This is a genomic window from Prevotella brunnea (assembly GCF_008016795.1).
GTDB lineage: Bacteria > Bacteroidota > Bacteroidia > Bacteroidales > Bacteroidaceae > Prevotella > Prevotella brunnea.
Genome location: NZ_SDIK01000013.1, coordinates 1 through 17,108 on the forward strand (window position 1 = coordinate 1; position 17,108 = coordinate 17,108).

The following is a 17,108-nucleotide window of genomic DNA, read 5'->3' on the forward strand; positions in this document are numbered from 1 at the left end:
AAGCTAAATCCGTATAAGACAGTTTGGAATGGGAACGTGGATATGTCAGCGTTTTGGCGTCAGTTTGCGACAAAAAAATCACCTGTGAGTGAAAACCCACAGGTGGTTGAAATTCGATTCTTTTACGAAACATTGCCATTCAAATATGTCAGGTTTATTCCGGCATTGTTTCTTGCGGTTCTTCTGATTGCACGGGCTGTTCGGTTGTCGGTTTTGTTCCGTTGAAATAGATGAAGAGCTTCTCCGACTCAGAAAGTGGGAACATCATGACAAGCGAAAGGCTGTTCCCCTTAATGCTGTTCTCATTTCCCGCCGGGATTATCTTTCCGTCATACGTCTTTCCGTCTTGTGTCGTGAGCTGTACCGATAGTGGGTCGAACGTAATGGTCTTATTGCCATCGGCTGCCGTTTCAAGTTTCACGTTGTCGAGTTTCACGCTGTTGAAGGTACTCTCTTTTGTGGCAAATCCGCTCAGCTCCATTGAACAGCTGCTTCCGTCCTCGTTGGCAATTATTTGTATGGTCCCGGAATAAGCATCGCTCTGTACTTCCTCGGTGGCTTTCACCACAGTGTAGAAATTACCCGAATATGTGCCGGACACATTGTCGTTTACCTCTTGAGCTTTCGTCTGACCGCAGATCATCGCTACGGCTGCAAACATCATTATTAGTCTTTTCATACTTTTGTTTTTAATTTGTTATTAAATCAATTAAACAGATTGCTTGTGGTTAAAGCTGTTTCCGGAAACTGTAACATTATGCAACTTGTTCTGTGCTTGCAAAGATAAAATGCTTTAAACAAAAAACGAAAAAGCTCCATGTTTTTTATTATTTTTATAGGTTTGTTTGTAGAAATCTGCTTAAATCGTAAGAAATTCTCCATAAATGGTATTAAAATGAACTATTTTGTAGTATTTGTGTAATAAAATAATCATTTTCTAACATTCCAAACCCTTTTGTTCCGGCTTTCGTTAAAAAAAGTAGGAGGTGCTCGGCGATTGTATAAAAAATCTTTCCGAATGAATATTCTGTGCCACTGTTGTGAACCATCGTTGTGTAGTCGCTCCTATGAAAGCGTAGGAACGATTGTCTTGCTTTCGTCATGACGAGATAATATAATTTATGCAAGAACTAAAAATAAACTATATTACACATTGGTAATTTCATATAAATGTTTATCTTTGCAATGATGATATGAGTTTTTAATTTTAAAATCTTTAGCGATATGGCAATCAGCATACGTTTGCAACAGAGCAAATTCAAGGAAAAAAAGAGTGAGGGGAAATGGCATGCACGCGTGGTGAGCAACGGTGTGACGACCACAGAGAATCTGGCTGCTTCCATTCAGGAGAATACTTCGTTTACGCGTGGTGAGGTAACGGGTATCATCATGGCCTTAGTGGATGAAATAAGTTACAATCTCAGCTTGGGGAACACCGTAGTGCTGGACGGATTGGGACGATTTCACCTTACGGTGGAGAGTGAGCCGGTAACTAATAAGGAAGACTTCGACATAAAAAAGAACATTACCGGCATAAAGTGTAAATTCCTTCCTGCCAGTCGGCGCGACCCTCTTACGCGCAAGAGTAAGCAGGATTTTGCTTCAGGCGTGCAGGTGGTTTGGGCTGATTCTGAAGACGAGGAATAGCTTGAAAATATAAAGGAGGGGGATAATGATGACCCATTACCCCCCATTTGCTCTTGTTTTCTTATCGAAATCGATGATAACGATAGAATTATTCTTCTGCAATCAGCCTTTTGCCTTCTTCCACTGCCTCCATGTTTAATGGTATCAAGTGGTGATGCCTTTCCGGCAATGTCTTGTACAAAGCTTTCTTCAATCCGTCTGTACTGACTACGGAGCAGACCTTCAGCAGTCCACCCAAGACAATCATGTTGAAGACTTTTGAGTTTTTCATCTCTGCCGCCTTGTTCATCGCATCAATCCGATAAACCCGGATATCCTTGCGTGTGGGAGGCGTTATCACTCCATATCCGTCATAGATGAGGATGCCACCCGGCTTGATTTTCGGTTCAAACTTATCCAACGAAGGCTGGTTGAGCACAATTGCGACATCATATTTGCTGAGAATCGGAGAGGAAATGCGCTCATCGCTGATAATTACCGTTACATTGGCGGTGCCACCTCGCTGTTCCGGACCGTAAGCAGGCATCCAAGTAACTTCCTTATTTTCCATTAAACCGGAATAAGCCAAGATTTTACCCATGGAAAGTACGCCCTGACCTCCAAAGCCACTAATAATAATTTCCTTTTTCATGTGCCAAAAGTTTAATGATGACTAAATTCCCGTTGTGTCTTTAAGGTCGCCCTTAACATATTCGGGGAACATATTCTCGCGCATCCACTCGTTTGCTTGTGCCGGAGATAGTTTCCATCCGCTGTTGCAGGTGGAAACGATTTCCACCAAAGCACTGCCCTTGCCTTGCATATTCGCCTCGAAGGCTTTGCGAATGGCTTTCTTGGCTTTCGTGATGGAACCTACGCCATCAACACTTTGTCGTGTAACATAGCACGTGCCACGCAACCGACTTGCCAAGTCGGTGATATTGAGTGGATAACCATGAATTTCCGGATCGCGACCGTAAGGACAGGTGGCAGTCTTTTGTCCTATCAAGGTGGTAGGAGCCATCTGACCGCCTGTCATTCCATAGATGGCGTTGTTGATAAAGATAATCGTGATATTCTCACCTCGGTTCAAGGCGTGAATGGTCTCGGCTGTCCCAATACATGCCAAATCGCCATCGCCTTGGTAGGTGAAAACTAATCGGTCGGGCCATAATCGCTTGATGCCTGTAGCCACTGCGGGTGCCCTGCCATGAGCTGCTTCTTGCCAGTCAATGTCAATGTATCGATAAGCGAAAACTGAGCATCCCACAGGACTAACCCCAATGGATTTTTCTTCCATGTTCATGTCAGCAATCACTTCTGCCACGAGTTTATGAACCACACCGTGTGAGCATCCGGGGCAATAGTGCATTGCCGTTTCGTTCATCAGTTTGGGTTTCTCATACACTAAGTTCTCCGGCGAAATAATATTGTTTGCCATAAGGCTGTCCTCCCTCTATTTTTTTATCAGTTTTTCTTTTAATACCTCAACAATCTCTTCAGGATCGGGAACGATACCACCGAGTCTGCCATAATGCTCAACAGGCAATGCACCATTTACAGCCAGTCGAACGTCCTCTATCATCTGCCCGGCATTGATTTCGCTCACTAAGATGCCTTTCTTGCCTGCTGATAGCTCGACAATTCTCTTGCTTGGGAAAGGCCATAAAGTGATGGGACGGAACAATCCGACTTTGATGCCTTGTTCTCTTGCTAACTCCATGGCTTTCTCTCCAATGCGTGCGGCACTTCCGAAACTCACAATGATGTAATCGGCATCTTCACAACTTGTTTCCTCGAAGCGCACTTCTTGTTCACAAATCGTCTGATACTTTTTCTGCAAATGAAGGTTGCGTTGTTCCATCACCTCGGATTTCAGTTCCAGGGACGTGATAATATTCGGGTTGCGCATACCACTTCTGCCCATGGTTGCCCACGGACACTCTTTCTTTATTTCCTCTTCCGTTCTGCGTGGCTTCATGGGTGGAAGCACTATCTTCTCCATCATTTGTCCAATGACTCCATCTGACAATATCATAGCAGGATTGCGATACTTGAACGCAAGCTCGAAAGCCAAATCAACGAAGTCTGCCATCTCTTGAACAGAGTTCGGCGCCAATACGATAACGTAATAATCGCCGTTTCCGCCACCTCGCGTTGCTTGGAAATAATCGCTTTGGCTCGGCTGGATGGTGCCCAATCCCGGACCGCCTCGTTGCACGTTGATAAATACTCCCGGAAGTTCCGCACCTGCCATGTAGCTGATGCCTTCCTGCATCAATGCCAATCCCGGTGAAGAAGATGAGGTGAGCACTCGCTTTCCGGCTCCTGCTCCTCCATAAATCATGTTGATGGAAGCTATCTCGCTCTCCGCTTGTAACACGACCATTCCTGTAGTCTCCCATGGTTTTAGCAGTGCCAATGTCTCTATTATCTCACTTTGCGGAGTAATGGGGTAGCCGAAATAACCATCAGCTCCACAGCGGATGGCAGCGTGGGCTATAGCCTCGTTGCCTTTCATCAATGTTACTTCTCTTTCTTCCATAACTATTCCTCCACTTTTTTACGATATACCGTGATACAGCCGTCCGGACACACGATGCCACATGTGGCACAGCCTATACATGCCTCAGCATGGATTGCTCCTACATAGGGGTATCCGTGGGCGTTTACTTTCTTTTGAACCAAAGATATTACTTTCTTTGGGCATGCAATAACACACAATTGGCATCCTTTGCATCTGTCGGTATTCACGACAATAGCTCCCATCATTTTGCTCATAGTCTTTTCTTTTTTAAGGATTGTATGCGTCTTTATGATAGAAATTGAAAATATCCTCCAACATTCTTTTGGCTTCCACAGCCGGCGAGTTCGGATCGAGGGCGATGGCTTCCATGTATTGATTCATCGCATTCATGAAATCTCCCCTTTTCCGATATTCGTTACCTACCTTGAAATATTCTTCTGCTGTCATTGTTCTTGTCAATTAGGATAAATCACCAAAGAGAGTGTTGAGCAAAAGTCGGTGTTAATGCGCCGCAATTGTCGTTGGGACTTTTCATTTATAAAATTCTTTCTTTCCGGCTGCCAATGTATTCTTCATCAACGAGCAGATGGTCATCGGACCTACGCCACCGGGTACGGGTGTGATGTAAGAACATTTTGGCGCTACCTCATCGAACTTCACATCGCCACACAGTCGATAGCCACTCTTCCGCGAGGTGTCGGGTACGCGGGTTGTACCTACGTCGATAACAACAGCACCTTCTTTCACCATGTCGGCAGTTACAAACTCCGGACTTCCTATGGCGGCTATGATAATGTCGGCTTCTCTACATTCCTCTTTCAGTGTTTTGGAGCGAGAGTGGCAAACCGTTACGGTGGAGTCGCCGTATTGCTTTTGCATCATGAGTTGCGCCATGGGTTTCCCCACGATATTGCTTCGTCCGAGTATGACGCATTTTTTACCTGATGTGGGGATGTTGTAATGTTGTAATAACGTGAGCATTCCCAATGGGGTGGCAGAGATAAAGCAGGGTAAACCGATAGACATTCGTCCCACGTTGATGGGGTGGAATCCATCAACATCTTTGCGATAGTCCACTGCCATGATGATTTTTTGTTCGTCGATATGTTTTGGAAGGGGAAGTTGTACGATGAATCCATCAACGTCTTTGTCGTTGTTTAGTTTATCCACACATGCCAACAACTCTTCTTCGGTTACATCTTCTTCGAAACGAATGAGCGTGGACTTAAAGCCACACTGTTCGCAAGCCTTCACCTTGTTTTTCATATAGGTCTCGCTTCCTCCGTCATGACCTACAAGTATAGCAGCCAAGTGGGGTTGTTTCCCACCTTCTTGCATTATTTTTCGCACCTCTTCCGAGATTTGTGTCTTGATGGCTGCGGCTGTTGCTTTACCATCTATAATTTGATATGCCATATCTATAATTTGATTTTAGGTTGGTTTCTTTTCTGATTAGAGCTTTGGCATTTTTGGCATGCCCGGCATGTTCTTCATTCTTCCCATCATGCCAGCCATTTTCGAGCCGGTAACCATTTTCATCATCTTGCGTGTTTGGTCGAACTGTTTGATGAGGCGGTTTACTTCTTGTATGTCGGTTCCCGATCCTTTTGCTATTCTTTGTTTTCTCGAGCTGTTCAGCAATTCCGGATTGGTCCGTTCCTTTGGCGTCATGCTTAGGATGATGGCTTCGATGCCCTTAAATGCGTTGTCGTCAATATCCACATCGCGAATGGCTTTGCCAACACCCGGTATCATGGAAGCAAGGTCTTTTAGGTTGCCCATCTTCTTGATTTGTTGAATTTGGTTGTAGAAGTCGTTGAAATCGAACTGGTTTTTCTGAATTTTCTTTTGAAGTTTCTTGGCTTCTTCTGCATCGAATTGTTCCTGCGCTCTCTCAACCAGCGAAACGACATCGCCCATTCCCAAGATGCGGTCTGCCATTCGTGTGGGATGGAACACATCGAGAGCCTCCATCTTTTCACCGGTACCGATGAATTTGATGGGCTTTGTAACGACTGTGCGAATGGAAAGTGCCGCGCCGCCTCGTGTATCGCCATCGAGTTTTGTCAATACCACACCGTCAAAATCCAAGCGGTCGTTGAATTCCTTGGCAGTGTTTACTGCGTCCTGACCGGTCATGGAATCGACGACAAACAAGACTTCGTCGGGATTTATGCTGTTTTTCAGACTCTCTATCTCGTTCATCATCTCCTCATCCACAGCCAATCGACCTGCTGTATCGATGATGACGGTATCGTTGCCTTTTGCCTTTGCTTCCTTTATGGCGTTGTTGGCAATCGTGTTTACATCCTTGTTTTCCGATTCGCTGTAAACCGGCACGCCAATCTGTTCGCCCACGACTTTCAGCTGCTCGATTGCGGCAGGGCGATAAACGTCGCAAGCCACAAGGAGGGGCTTCCTATGTTCTTTCGTCTTGAGCAAATTAGCCAGCTTCCCGGAGAAAGTGGTCTTACCGGATCCTTGCAAACCGCTCATAAGGATAATGGCAGGCTTGCTTTCCAATTGCAGTCCCACTGTTTCGCCGCCCATCAATTCTGCCAACTCATCGTGAACAATCTTCACCATCAGTTGTCCGGGCTTAACGGCAGTGAGCACATTCATTCCTAAGGCTTTCTGTTTCACGGTGTCGGTGAACGACTTTGCCACCTTATAATTCACATCGGCATCCAGCAAAGCCCTTCGGACATCTTTCAGAGTCTCGGCTACATTTATCTCGGTTATCTTCCCTTCACCTTTAAGTATCTTAAAGGAACGTTCAAGACGATCACTTAAATTTTCAAACATCCTTAATAATTATACATTAATCAATATTATATGCAAAGATAGCAAATATGACAAATAAACGCAAAAGAAAAACATTTTTTTTATTAAATACCATCTTTTTCATACCTTTTCTTTTGTTTTATGTGTAGTCATGTAAACTAAAAAACCAAAAAATATTTGTAGGTTCAGAATATAATCTATAATTTCGCATCCATAAACAGAGGACGCTTGATTGGAAACATCGCGTCAAGGGATTATCTAAACAGAAGAGTAATGGAATATTTCATTAGTATAGACAACGAAAAGCGCGGACCTTATACCATGAAGGAACTCGCGGAACGCGGATTGGATGCCACTACGTTGGTGATGCCTGTTGATAAAAATGCGTGGACTCCTGCATGGCAGATAGACGAACTGCGCCAAATTTTAATGAACAAGTCCGGAGATGCTGCGCAAAGGGGGACAACTTCAGCCGACAAATCGATAGATGAGGGGAATGGGGGAGGACAACCCACAGAGGAAATGCCCTTCGTTGATGCCACGCCGGTGGCTATTCCGGAGAGTACGGAGCCGAAGAAAAACCGGAAAAGTTCACATGGTTGTTTGTTGGGCTTCTTCATCGGCTTCATTGCGTTGATGACTTTGCTTGTTCTCACATGTCCGACCACTCAAGATCATAAAGATGCTCTTTCCGATGTGGTAAGTTCCACCGTGAGCGACGCGGCGCAAGCAACCGATTCGAGTCCGGAGGACGAATGGCTGGAGAAAGCCTTTCACACCATCAGCGATGCTTTCATGGGAAAGGTAATCTCGGCTGCTATTGATAATCTCGTAACCGTAGATAATTATTTCGTATGCTCTGTTGGGAAAGTTAATTACGATAACAAAGAACACATCGTTTCTTTCGGCATCTTGAAGCACATCTTCACCATTGACAAAAAAGACCTCAGGGAGGCTGCCGATAAATATTATAAGACGGCAGAGAGCAAGATGAAAGAAGATTTGCAGAAGAAGGCAGAACAGGTGTTGAAAGATTCGGTCATCGACCCGGCTGCCAATACCATCAAGGGAATGCTCGGATCTGCCATTGACGATATTCTTGGTGAATTGGGCGTATCACAAGGCGGGGATGCTGCCGATGAAACGGATTCAATTTAAGGAATTAAGAAAAATGGAACAACTACCCACGACAGGACGATATGCCTTTTTAGCGGAACCATTCCATTGCGATTTCTCACAAAGGTTGTTCATGGGGCATCTCGGAAACCAATTGCTCAATGCTGCCGATTTCCACAGCAGCGAGCACGGATATGGTTTGCGTTATCTGAATACCATCGGTAAGACATGGGTTCTGAGCAGACTCTCCATCGAAATGACGGATATGCCTCGTATGTACGACAAATTCTATATTGAAACTTGGATAGATGATGTGTTCAAATCCTTTACCAGTCGCAATTTCAAAATATTGGGAACGGAGAACCATGTCTATGGATACGGCAAAAGCATGTGGGCGATGATTGATACGAAGAGTCGCCAACCCGTTGATTTGTTGGCTGTAAACGATGGAAAAATAACCGAGTATGTTGAGAAAGGAAAGTCTTGCCCCATTGAGAAATCATCAAGAGTGAAAATGGGGAAAATTGCGGAATATATATCTTCCATTGACACTTATTATAATGATGTGGATATAAACGGACATATAAATTCCATCAAATACATCGAACACGTACTTGACTTGTGGTCGCTCGAATGGTATGAAGCGCATCTGCTGAAAAGGTTTGAAGTTGCTTATGTTGCTGAAGCGCATTTGGGAGATAAATTAAAGTTTTATCGTGCGCCGGCTTCCTCGACAAACACCAATGATTTCTTTGTGCGAATAACAAAGAGCAACACGGAAGGTGAAACGGAAGTTTGTCGCGCCCGCCTCTTGTTTTAAAGCATCTTCCATTGCTCTTTACGGTTGTTCTGCCACTTTGTAGAAATAAAACCGGCGTTTGTCCGCCGAAAAGACAACAACCGGCGGGGTAAAAAAATGCGATTAAGTTTTCATGCGTCAGCTGTCGGTTTTTAAAAGCTAAGCTTTTGCAATCCAAAAGCTTAGGTATTGCGTCCTAAAAGCTTAGCTTTTACATCGCAAAAGCTTAGCTTTTGAAAAGCGCTCTGTAAGCTTCTGATTATCAACAATTTGTCATCCTGATATTTTCTCTTGTTCTCGACATGTCTTTTCACCTGATTGACCCTGTGCGGAACTGGTTGGAAGACAGTCGGGTTTCAATCTTATCGCACAGAACCACAACCCAGACAGCCAAGACGAATGGGGCAGTGAGCGTGGTAAAGCCCAAGCGCAGACCCACAAACTGAAACAAGCAAGAGAGCAATATCGCCGCGACAGCCTTGAGATACCTCCATGATGCCGTGGGAACAACATCGGTAATCGCCACAAATGCTAAAACGGCATTGTAGCCCATCAAGCCATTGTTCATCACGCTCGTCTCCATGAATGGACAGACCGCCAATGATGACGATAGCAAGCACGCCAAGGCAGCTCTTCCTCCCATGCGAATGGAGTTCACCGCGATAGCCGCCAGGAACAAAAAGCCCGTTATCATGTTGTTGCCTTGTAACATGATTTGTCCGAACCCCAAGGAAAAAGCCTTTAAGGGATGAAAAGTCGTTTCGGCAGCGTGGGCGATATCTTCCGTCATACGCAAATCCGGAACAGCAGCGGTCATAAGTAACAATAACCATGTAATCAGTACAAAAGGAGCCGTAAGCACGGGTAGCAGCTTTTGTTTTCCACCAATATGCACCACCCATGTCGATAAGGCGGACGCAATGATTAACAACAGTACCGACCAAACATTAATCGAAAGAAAGCAGGGAACGGCAATCCCCACCAACGTTCCGTTAAATCCGTACAACCCTTTGTCTATTTCGGTATCATCATAGTTCAAGCCTTTCGCGGTGAGTGTGCCAACGATGGTTTCCATCAGTGCGCCTATGCACATGAAAGGGGAATTAAAAGCTATTCCCAATAGCATCAAAGCTCCGGAGAGAGCATTGTTCAGAAAAACGACTTGTCCTACGCCCCGAAGGAAAACCTTAAATATGTTGTATAGATTCATGGTTGTTGTGGTGATTTGATGTACAAATATATTAAATTAGTGGCAATATTCGTGCAATCGGTCGGATTAGTCCCATTCGTTTTATATTTTTAACGATAGACAACGGTTCTAAAGCAGAAAAACTCCTTTTAAACAATCAATCAGAGATAAAAAAGCAAAAAACCGACTAAAAAGGTTGGATATAAGAACTTTGTTGTACCTTTGCACCGAAATTAAAATCTCCCATGACGCAATTGGCGTATCTTGGGAGAGATGAAAAGAAAAAACCATAAGAATATGACGTGGATGCAACGCTTTCGCAAGACATCAATCGTTTTCAACTGTCGTCCCGCAGCTTTTCGACCGAGGGGATACGGATGGGATGGCACGCATCGCAACAAAAGATTTAATTGACCACAAATGGATGTAATTGAAAGTTTATTGACAGGAACCAGCATCGGACAAGCCATCTTTGTATTGGCTTTGGTGCTCACGGTAGGACTATTGCTTAGCAAGATTAAGATGGGAGGTTTCTCACTTGGAGTAACTTGGGTGCTTTTCTCCGGTATTTTGGCGGGACACTTGGGATTGAAAATCGACCCTATGGTGCTTTCCTATGTGAAAGAAAGCGGTATGGTGCTTTTCATCTTCGGAATTGGAATGATTGTAGGACCGGGATTTTTCTCAACTTTCAAACAGGGAGGCGTTCAACTAAATGTGCTGTCAATGGTTTCAATCGTATTGGCCATCGGTATCACCTATCTGATTTACTCGCTTTCCGGAACGCCCATCGCCACCATGGTAGGAATTCTCTCCGGAGCTGTTACCAACACACCATCTTTGGGTGCAGCGCAAGAGGCTGCCAAAGGGATGACGGGGACAGCATCACCCGACATTGGTATTGGTTACGCCCTCTCTTACCCTGTTGCCATCTTGGGTATGATTCTCACGACAAGTTGCTTGAAATGGGTGCTGCGTGTCAGGATGGACGAAGAAACACGCAGAATTGAGGACCGGGAAAAAGCACAGCGAAGGGAAGCGTTGGTCTTCTCCATAGAAGTAACCAATCCGGCAGTCTTCGGAACGGAGATAGCTCATGTGAAAAGCTTATTGGACAAACATGAATTTGTCATTTCCAGAATACTCCATAAAGACACGGGAGAGATAGAAATGGCCCATCCAAAATCCATCATCAATGAGGGGGATAAGCTCTTGGCAGTAACGGAACAAGGGGAGGTAGAGACGATTTGCGCTTTCCTCGGTCATAAGATAGAGATGGCTGACTCACAATGGCGCAAGTTAGACAGTCGGCTTGTATCGAAAAGATGTTTGGTAACCCAAGGCTCTATTAATGGAAAGAGTATTGAAGAACTGAAATTCCGTTCGCTCTATAACGTAAATATCTCTCGCGTACAACGTGCCGGAGTTCATCTTATTGGGCGTCCCGACCTGTTGTTGCAGATGGGCGATACCGTAATTCTTGTGGGTGAAGAAGACGACGTGAAACATGTAGAGCAGATCTTGGGCAACTCAGCCACCAATCTTCGCAAACCAAACTTATTTGTCATCTTCATCGTTATCATGATTGGCGTATTGGTGGGAAGCATTGAAATTCCTCTGGGAAGCATGCCAATGCCGGTTAAATTGGGATTCTCCGGGGGAACCCTCGTTGTTGCCATTCTAATCAGTAATTTCGGAACTCGTTTCCGATTGAATACGCATAACACGCAAAGTGTGAATCTTATGTTGCGTGAACTGGGCATTACGCTCTTCTTGGGCTGCGTGGGACTGAGCGTGGGCGAAAGTTTCATCGATAAATTGCTCGATGGTGGTTATCTCTGGATGTTCTACGCTGCAATTATCATGCTCGTCCCTCTGTGGGCTACCTGCATTTTAGGGCGATATTGGCTGAAGTTGGACTACTTCACGTTGTTGGGATTTGTGGCAGGTAATATGACTTTTGCTCCGGCACTGTCGCTTACCCCCGATGCCTCCAAGAACAACACGCCTGCCATTAAATACGCCACTATTTATCCGCTTACGATGTTTATCAGGGTAATGGTGGCGCAATGGATGGTTTTACTCTTTGCATAGGTCTTTCAACAGTCTGCGCGAAACGACCTTTAGCGGAAAAACGCCACACCGGAATATGCTCCCACGCATTCCGATGTGGCGTTTTTGAGTCTCTCTGATAATTTCTACATGCTATATCTTTTACCACTATTGACTGAGATGAGGAAAAAAAAAGAGCAAAATAGTGGTAATCTTTAGAATTGTAAGTATTTATTCATCTGATAATAAGTTACTTATCTTTCTATTGGGTGCGCCTGACAGGAGTCGAACCTGCACGCCGTGAGACATTAGATCCTAAGTCTAACGCGTCTACCAATTCCGCCACAGGCGCGATTGTGGCTGCAAAGGTAAGTCAATTATGGTTAAAATCCAAATATTTTCCGAATATATTTATGTGCGAAACCGAGAATGGTCTCATGGTAGTTGGAGATAATTGCTGTAATGAGTGCGTTTTAAAAACAATGAGGTGTAAATTTGTAGGTCTCCGCGTTAATTTCTGCCTTTATAAAAATTAGGAATCATGTCGGGATGCAAGCTCCCTCTAACTCGTGAATGACATCACCCTTGAAAGAGGGATGTACACATAAAAGCAATGCGAACAGAATGAAGAAGATTTCCACGAATGATGCGGAATCAAGTCCTCGGTTTCGCTGAAATTACCAAGCAGTGGTAATCCTTTTACCACTCATTGGTAATCTTCTTACCACTCACCGGTAATCCTTTTACCACTGCTTGGTAATTTCAAGAAAATATCGTTCATGGGTTTTCAAAGATGTTTTTGTGGGTGTGAATAGAACCGTTGTTTCAAATCTTTCCCGGATGTCATGTGTATTTATTTTGGAGGGGAAGCGAGTAAGAGGGAGGGTGGCAAAGCCCTTGCTTTTGGTTGCTTTTGTGTCTTTTTATCCCAAACGAGGGGTTGGGGATTGTTGAATTTACGTGGATTAGTGGGCTGATGGCTGTTTTGGAATAGCGTGGCAGGGAGTCCCATATTTCGCTTTATGAGCGTTGGTGTTAAGTGCGTAAAAAAAGGATGCAACGATAATTCGTCGCATCCTTTTGAATTTTCTTTTGAGATGTGATTAAGCCTCTTGAGCCGGTGCTGCTTCAGCGTCGGCTTCCGGAGCAGTTTCTGCCTCTGCTGCTTCTGCTTTGGCTTTCTCGGCTTCTGCCTCAGCCTTTGCAGCAGCTTCAGCTGCTTTTTTATCGGCTACTTTTTTGGCAATAGTCTCGTTCATCTTCTTTTCCGCTTCAAGATTTTTTGCGGCTACAGCCTTCTTGTCCTCTTCCGCTTTCTTTTCCAAAGCTTCCGTGGCAGCTGTTTTTTGCTGTTTCCAAGCGTCGAACTTCTGTTGACATGCAGCTTCGTCGAATGCGCCTTTCTTTACTCCACCGCGGAGATGTTTCATCATGTAAACCCCTTCGCTCTTTAGGATGAAGCGAGCTGTGTCTGTGGGTTGAGCACCGGTCTCAAGCCAATAGAGGGCACGATCGAAATTCAAATCTATTGTGGCAGGATTGGTATTTGGGTTATAAGTACCAATCTTCTCAATACATTTACCATCTCGTGGTGCACGAACATCGGCAATCACTACCCTATAGATAGGGTGTCCTTTGCGACCACCGCGTTGCAATCTGATTCTTGTTGCCATAATTTGTTATAAATATTTATTAGTTTGAATTTAATGCCATCATCACGTGATAGCGAGTGCAAAATTACTTCTTTATTTTCTAACTACCAAATAATGTGCGTATTATATTGCTTTATTGGTGCAAGAATGTTGTTTTTTATTCTTCAGTCTTGGCTTTCAGTGCAGTCCGGATGAGTTCTTCTATTTCTTCCGTGAGTTCGGGGTTATCTCTGAGCACGGTTTTGGTGGCATCGCGTCCCTGTGCCAGTTTCGTACCGTTATAGCTGAACCAGCTTCCGCTTTTTTGTATGATGTTGTTTTCTACACCAAGGTCGAGAATTTCTCCAATCTTTGAAATTCCTTCGCCGAAGATGATTTCAAACTCTGCCTTTCGGAAAGGTGGCGCCACTTTGTTTTTTGCCACTTTCACGCGAACTTGATTCCCGATTATGTTGTCTCCATCTTTAACAGAGGTAACGCGCCGGATGTCGATTCTGACAGAGCTATAGAATTTCAGTGCGTTACCGCCGGTGGTGGTTTCGGGGCTGCCGAACATCTGTCCTATTTTCTCGCGCAACTGGTTGATGAAGATGCAGCAAGTGTTGGTCTTCGCGATAGTCGAGGTAAGTTTGCGCAGTGCTTGGCTCATTAATCGTGCCTGCAATCCGACTACGTTGTCGCCCATGTCGCCTTCGATTTCCTTCTTGGGGGTGAGGGCTGCGACGGAATCGATGACGAGAATGTCTATCGCTGACGAGCGAATGAGTTGGTCGGCTATCTCTAATGCTTGTTCACCGTTGTCGGGTTGTGATATCCAAAGGTTATCAACGTCCACCCCAAGGCTCTTGGCATAGAAACGATCGAAAGCGTGTTCTGCGTCGATGAATGCTGCTATGCCACCTGCTTTTTGTGCTTCGGCAATGGCATGGATTGCCAATGTGGTCTTTCCGGAACTTTCCGGTCCGTAAATTTCCACTATTCTGCCACGTGGATAGCCTCCCACACCGAGCGCGAGGTCGAGTTTTATACTGCCTGTCGGTATTACCTCTACATTTTCTATTTTTTCATCGCCCATGCGCATGATAGTTCCTTTGCCGAAATCTTTTTCTATTTTCGACATGGCGGCTTGCAGAGCTTTTAGTTTTCCTTCGTTTGTTTCTGCCATTTCTTAGTCTCTCCTTTCCCTTTTCGGGTTTTCCTTTCTCGCGGAGAGTAGCGAGTTCTTATGGAATGTTTCTTTTGTTCTTTACCGTAACTTTGCCGTAGATGGCTTATGGTTATAACTCGATATCTCCGTCAATTTCCTCATGCCAAGGCAATCCTTGTTTGTTGAGTTGTTCGAGGAATGGGTCGGGATCGAAGTCTTCCACGTTCCAAACGCCGGGTTTGCGCCACAAGCCTTTGAAAAACATCATCGCGCCCGTCATTGCCGGTACACCGGTTGTATAGCTTACGCCCTGCATGCCCGTTTCCTCAAAAGCTTCCTGATGTTTGCAGTTGTTATAGATGTAATATGTCTTCTCTTTCCCGTCCTTGATGCCTTTGATTCTGCATCCGATGGATGTCTCTCCGTCGTAGTTTTCACCGAGGTCTTGCGGATTGGGTAGTACTGCCTTGAGGAATTGCAACGGAACAATCTTTACTTTTGCCGTTTTTCCGCTGTTGTCGGCGAGTGGCGCCTCGTATTCTATCTCGTCTATACGACTCATTCCGAGATTTTGAATGCAATCGAGATAGGTAAGGTATTGCTGACCGAACGTCATCCAGAAACGTGCACGCTTGATGGTGGGATAATTCTTTACCAATGATTCCAATTCCTCGTGGTGCATGAGGTATGAGTCGCGTGGTCCGATGTTCGGATAGGTCAGGTCTCGATGCACGGCGAGTGGTTCTGTTTCTATCCATTTCCCATTTTCGTAGTACAAACCTTTTTGTGTGATTTCCCGAATGTTGATTTCCGGGTTGAAATTGGTGGCGAATGCCTTGTGATGATTGCCGGCATTGCAGTCCACTATATCCAAATAATGTATTTCATCGAAATGATGTTTGGCGGCGTAAGCCGTGAATGCTTGCGACACTCCCGGATCGAATCCGCAGCCGAGGATGGCAGTTAGTCCCGCCTTCTCGAACTTGTCTTTGTATGCCCATTGCCAGCTGTATTCGAAATGCGCCTCGTCTTTCGGTTCGTAATTGGCGGTATCAAGATAGTTGCAGCCACAAGCCAGACACGCGTCCATGATAGTCAGATCTTGATAGGGCAGGGCAAGGTTGATGACTAATTCGGGCTTGAAAGCGTTGAACAATTCTTTTAGTTGCTCCACGTTGTCGGCATCCACCTGAGCCGTCTTTATGTTTGCTTTGTAGCCTTTGTCGTGGATGGTTTTAACCAATGCGTCGCACTTCTCTTTTCTGCGACTTGCTATCATGAATTCCGTAAAAACGTCTTGATTCTGAACAATCTTGAATGCGGCAACCGTGGCTACTCCTCCGGCTCCAATCATTAATACTCTACTCATAGTTCTGTATTGTTTTTATTTTATTTTCCGTTCTATCTCATCAGCGGTGATGCCCATTGCGTTCATGATGGAATAACCCAGGATTTGTTGCTTGAAATTGCCACCTGCCAAAGGCTCCATGGCAAAGAGCGTGATGTGCTTTTCTTCTTCATCAACGTTCTTAAGCATGGTGCGTAGTCGGCGAACTATATCTGCGTCTTCGGCATTGGGTATGAGCAGTAAGCGATGCACTTCCTTGTGACTCAACACGATATTGCAAAAGTCGAGCAACACATCGCTCTTGTTGGTAACATCCTCGCCCGTGGCGATGGTGTTAAGGATGAATTCTCCCAATGAGGCATCTTTGAAAGCCTGTTTGTCCAATTCGGTCTCATAGGTAGAGGGCATGAAATGATCGAGCTTTCGCTTGCTTTTATCGTGCAAAATCACTACTTGCGTTTCGTTATCTCCGCGTTTTATGTGTCCGTCCAAAGCAATATTGACAATCCATTGGCTGAAATCGGCTGTAGGAATCCTCCTGTTCAGCATTCTTTCAAAATTGATTGTAAGGTTGAATGCCACGTTATCAATGTAATCTCCATCGACAATGATGACATTCTCGCTCATTTTTACTCTCCGGGTGTCTTGCGTATTCATTGCCACAAAGATACGGTAAAAGGCTCGAAGTCCAAAATAATTAAGCGAGTTTTTTGAAAGTGCTCGGCTATTATTCTTAGTCAAGGAACAAACCGGAAGATGAAAACCGACTTACGGCAGGGTCGTCTTTCCTTTCAAATCCTGATTTTGGGGAAGAGAAAGCGTACTCTCGTTAGTAAGAATGAATGGAAATAAGTTAAAAAAAGCGATA

Annotated in this window: 17 protein-coding genes and 1 tRNA gene; 4 read left to right on the forward strand and 14 right to left on the reverse strand. The window is 44.8% G+C overall.

The genetic code is table 11. The annotated features are described in order from the left end of the window. Window positions 1-154: 154 nt before the first annotated feature. Window positions 155-679 carry a calycin-like domain-containing protein gene (locus ETF27_RS01865; protein WP_130830433.1) on the reverse strand — a complete coding sequence of 175 codons (525 nt, stop codon included), beginning with the start codon at window positions 677-679 and terminating at the stop codon, window positions 155-157. 545 nt (window positions 680-1,224) lie between these two features. Here ETF27_RS01865 and ETF27_RS01870 point away from each other — a divergent pair. Further along, window positions 1,225-1,647, forward strand: coding sequence for an HU family DNA-binding protein (locus ETF27_RS01870; protein ID WP_130830432.1), 423 nt, complete (start codon window positions 1,225-1,227; stop codon window positions 1,645-1,647). 88 nt (window positions 1,648-1,735) lie between these two features. Here ETF27_RS01870 and ETF27_RS01875 read toward each other — a convergent pair whose 3' ends face one another. From ETF27_RS01875 to ffh, 7 genes are all read right to left on the reverse strand, one after another. Next, window positions 1,736-2,278: a 2-oxoacid:acceptor oxidoreductase family protein gene (locus ETF27_RS01875; RefSeq protein WP_130830431.1), complete on the reverse strand. Its 543-nt coding sequence runs from the start codon at window positions 2,276-2,278 to the stop codon at window positions 1,736-1,738. A gap of 21 nt (window positions 2,279-2,299) precedes the next feature. Next, window positions 2,300-3,067 carry a thiamine pyrophosphate-dependent enzyme gene (locus ETF27_RS01880; protein WP_130830430.1) on the reverse strand — a complete coding sequence of 256 codons (768 nt, stop codon included), beginning with the start codon at window positions 3,065-3,067 and terminating at the stop codon, window positions 2,300-2,302. Window positions 3,068-3,082: 15 nt separating this feature from the next. Then, window positions 3,083-4,171: a 3-methyl-2-oxobutanoate dehydrogenase subunit VorB gene (locus ETF27_RS01885; RefSeq protein ID WP_130830429.1), complete on the reverse strand. Its 1,089-nt coding sequence runs from the start codon at window positions 4,169-4,171 to the stop codon at window positions 3,083-3,085. Between the two features lie 2 nt (window positions 4,172-4,173). Beyond that, window positions 4,174-4,407 (reverse strand): 4Fe-4S dicluster domain-containing protein, encoded by a 234-nt coding sequence (locus tag ETF27_RS01890; protein ID WP_130830428.1) that lies wholly within the window; start codon window positions 4,405-4,407, stop codon window positions 4,174-4,176. A gap of 13 nt (window positions 4,408-4,420) precedes the next feature. Continuing rightward, window positions 4,421-4,600 (reverse strand): tetratricopeptide repeat protein, encoded by a 180-nt coding sequence (locus ETF27_RS01895; protein ID WP_130830427.1) that lies wholly within the window; start codon window positions 4,598-4,600, stop codon window positions 4,421-4,423. 84 nt (window positions 4,601-4,684) lie between these two features. After that, window positions 4,685-5,569, reverse strand: coding sequence for a bifunctional methylenetetrahydrofolate dehydrogenase/methenyltetrahydrofolate cyclohydrolase FolD (folD, locus tag ETF27_RS01900; protein ID WP_130830426.1), 885 nt, complete (start codon window positions 5,567-5,569; stop codon window positions 4,685-4,687). Between the two features lie 36 nt (window positions 5,570-5,605). Then, window positions 5,606-6,958, reverse strand: a complete 1,353-nt coding sequence (gene ffh / locus ETF27_RS01905) for a signal recognition particle protein (RefSeq protein ID WP_130830425.1) — start codon at window positions 6,956-6,958, stop codon at window positions 5,606-5,608. Between the two features lie 252 nt (window positions 6,959-7,210). On the opposite strand from ffh, the gene ETF27_RS01910 reads away from it, so the two are divergent. Next, window positions 7,211-8,095, forward strand: a complete 885-nt coding sequence (locus ETF27_RS01910) for a GYF domain-containing protein (protein WP_130830424.1) — start codon at window positions 7,211-7,213, stop codon at window positions 8,093-8,095. Window positions 8,096-8,108: 13 nt separating this feature from the next. Continuing rightward, window positions 8,109-8,873, forward strand: a complete 765-nt coding sequence (locus ETF27_RS01915) for an acyl-[acyl-carrier-protein] thioesterase (protein WP_147785408.1) — start codon at window positions 8,109-8,111, stop codon at window positions 8,871-8,873. 289 nt (window positions 8,874-9,162) lie between these two features. Here ETF27_RS01915 and ETF27_RS01920 read toward each other — a convergent pair whose 3' ends face one another. Continuing rightward, window positions 9,163-10,062: an urea transporter gene (locus tag ETF27_RS01920; protein WP_147785409.1), complete on the reverse strand. Its 900-nt coding sequence runs from the start codon at window positions 10,060-10,062 to the stop codon at window positions 9,163-9,165. Between the two features lie 399 nt (window positions 10,063-10,461). Here ETF27_RS01920 and ETF27_RS01925 point away from each other — a divergent pair, with 399 nt between their 5' ends. Continuing rightward, the gene (locus tag ETF27_RS01925) at window positions 10,462-12,135 is read left to right on the forward strand and encodes a putative transporter (protein WP_130830421.1); all 1,674 of its coding nucleotides are present in this window, start codon (window positions 10,462-10,464) and stop codon (window positions 12,133-12,135) included. A 228-nt stretch (window positions 12,136-12,363) separates the two neighbouring features. Here the strand turns inward: ETF27_RS01925 and ETF27_RS01930 are convergent. The 5 genes from ETF27_RS01930 to ETF27_RS01950 all read right to left on the reverse strand — a co-directional run bounded on the left by ETF27_RS01930 (window position 12,364) and on the right by ETF27_RS01950 (window position 16,897). Then, window positions 12,364-12,445, reverse strand: a tRNA-Leu gene (locus ETF27_RS01930). 751 nt (window positions 12,446-13,196) lie between these two features. Continuing rightward, entirely contained in the window at window positions 13,197-13,766 is a 570-nt protein-coding gene (locus ETF27_RS01935; protein ID WP_130830420.1) for a 30S ribosomal protein S16, read from the reverse strand. A 136-nt stretch (window positions 13,767-13,902) separates the two neighbouring features. Continuing rightward, window positions 13,903-14,910 (reverse strand): recombinase RecA, encoded by a 1,008-nt coding sequence (gene recA, locus ETF27_RS01940; RefSeq protein WP_130830419.1) that lies wholly within the window; start codon window positions 14,908-14,910, stop codon window positions 13,903-13,905. Window positions 14,911-15,022: 112 nt separating this feature from the next. Beyond that, window positions 15,023-16,261 (reverse strand): saccharopine dehydrogenase family protein, encoded by a 1,239-nt coding sequence (locus ETF27_RS01945; RefSeq protein ID WP_147785410.1) that lies wholly within the window; start codon window positions 16,259-16,261, stop codon window positions 15,023-15,025. 15 nt (window positions 16,262-16,276) lie between these two features. Then, on the reverse strand, window positions 16,277-16,897 hold the full coding sequence (locus tag ETF27_RS01950; protein ID WP_147785411.1) for a DUF6621 family protein: 621 nt from the start codon (window positions 16,895-16,897) through the stop codon (window positions 16,277-16,279). Window positions 16,898-17,108: the final 211 nt, after the last annotated feature.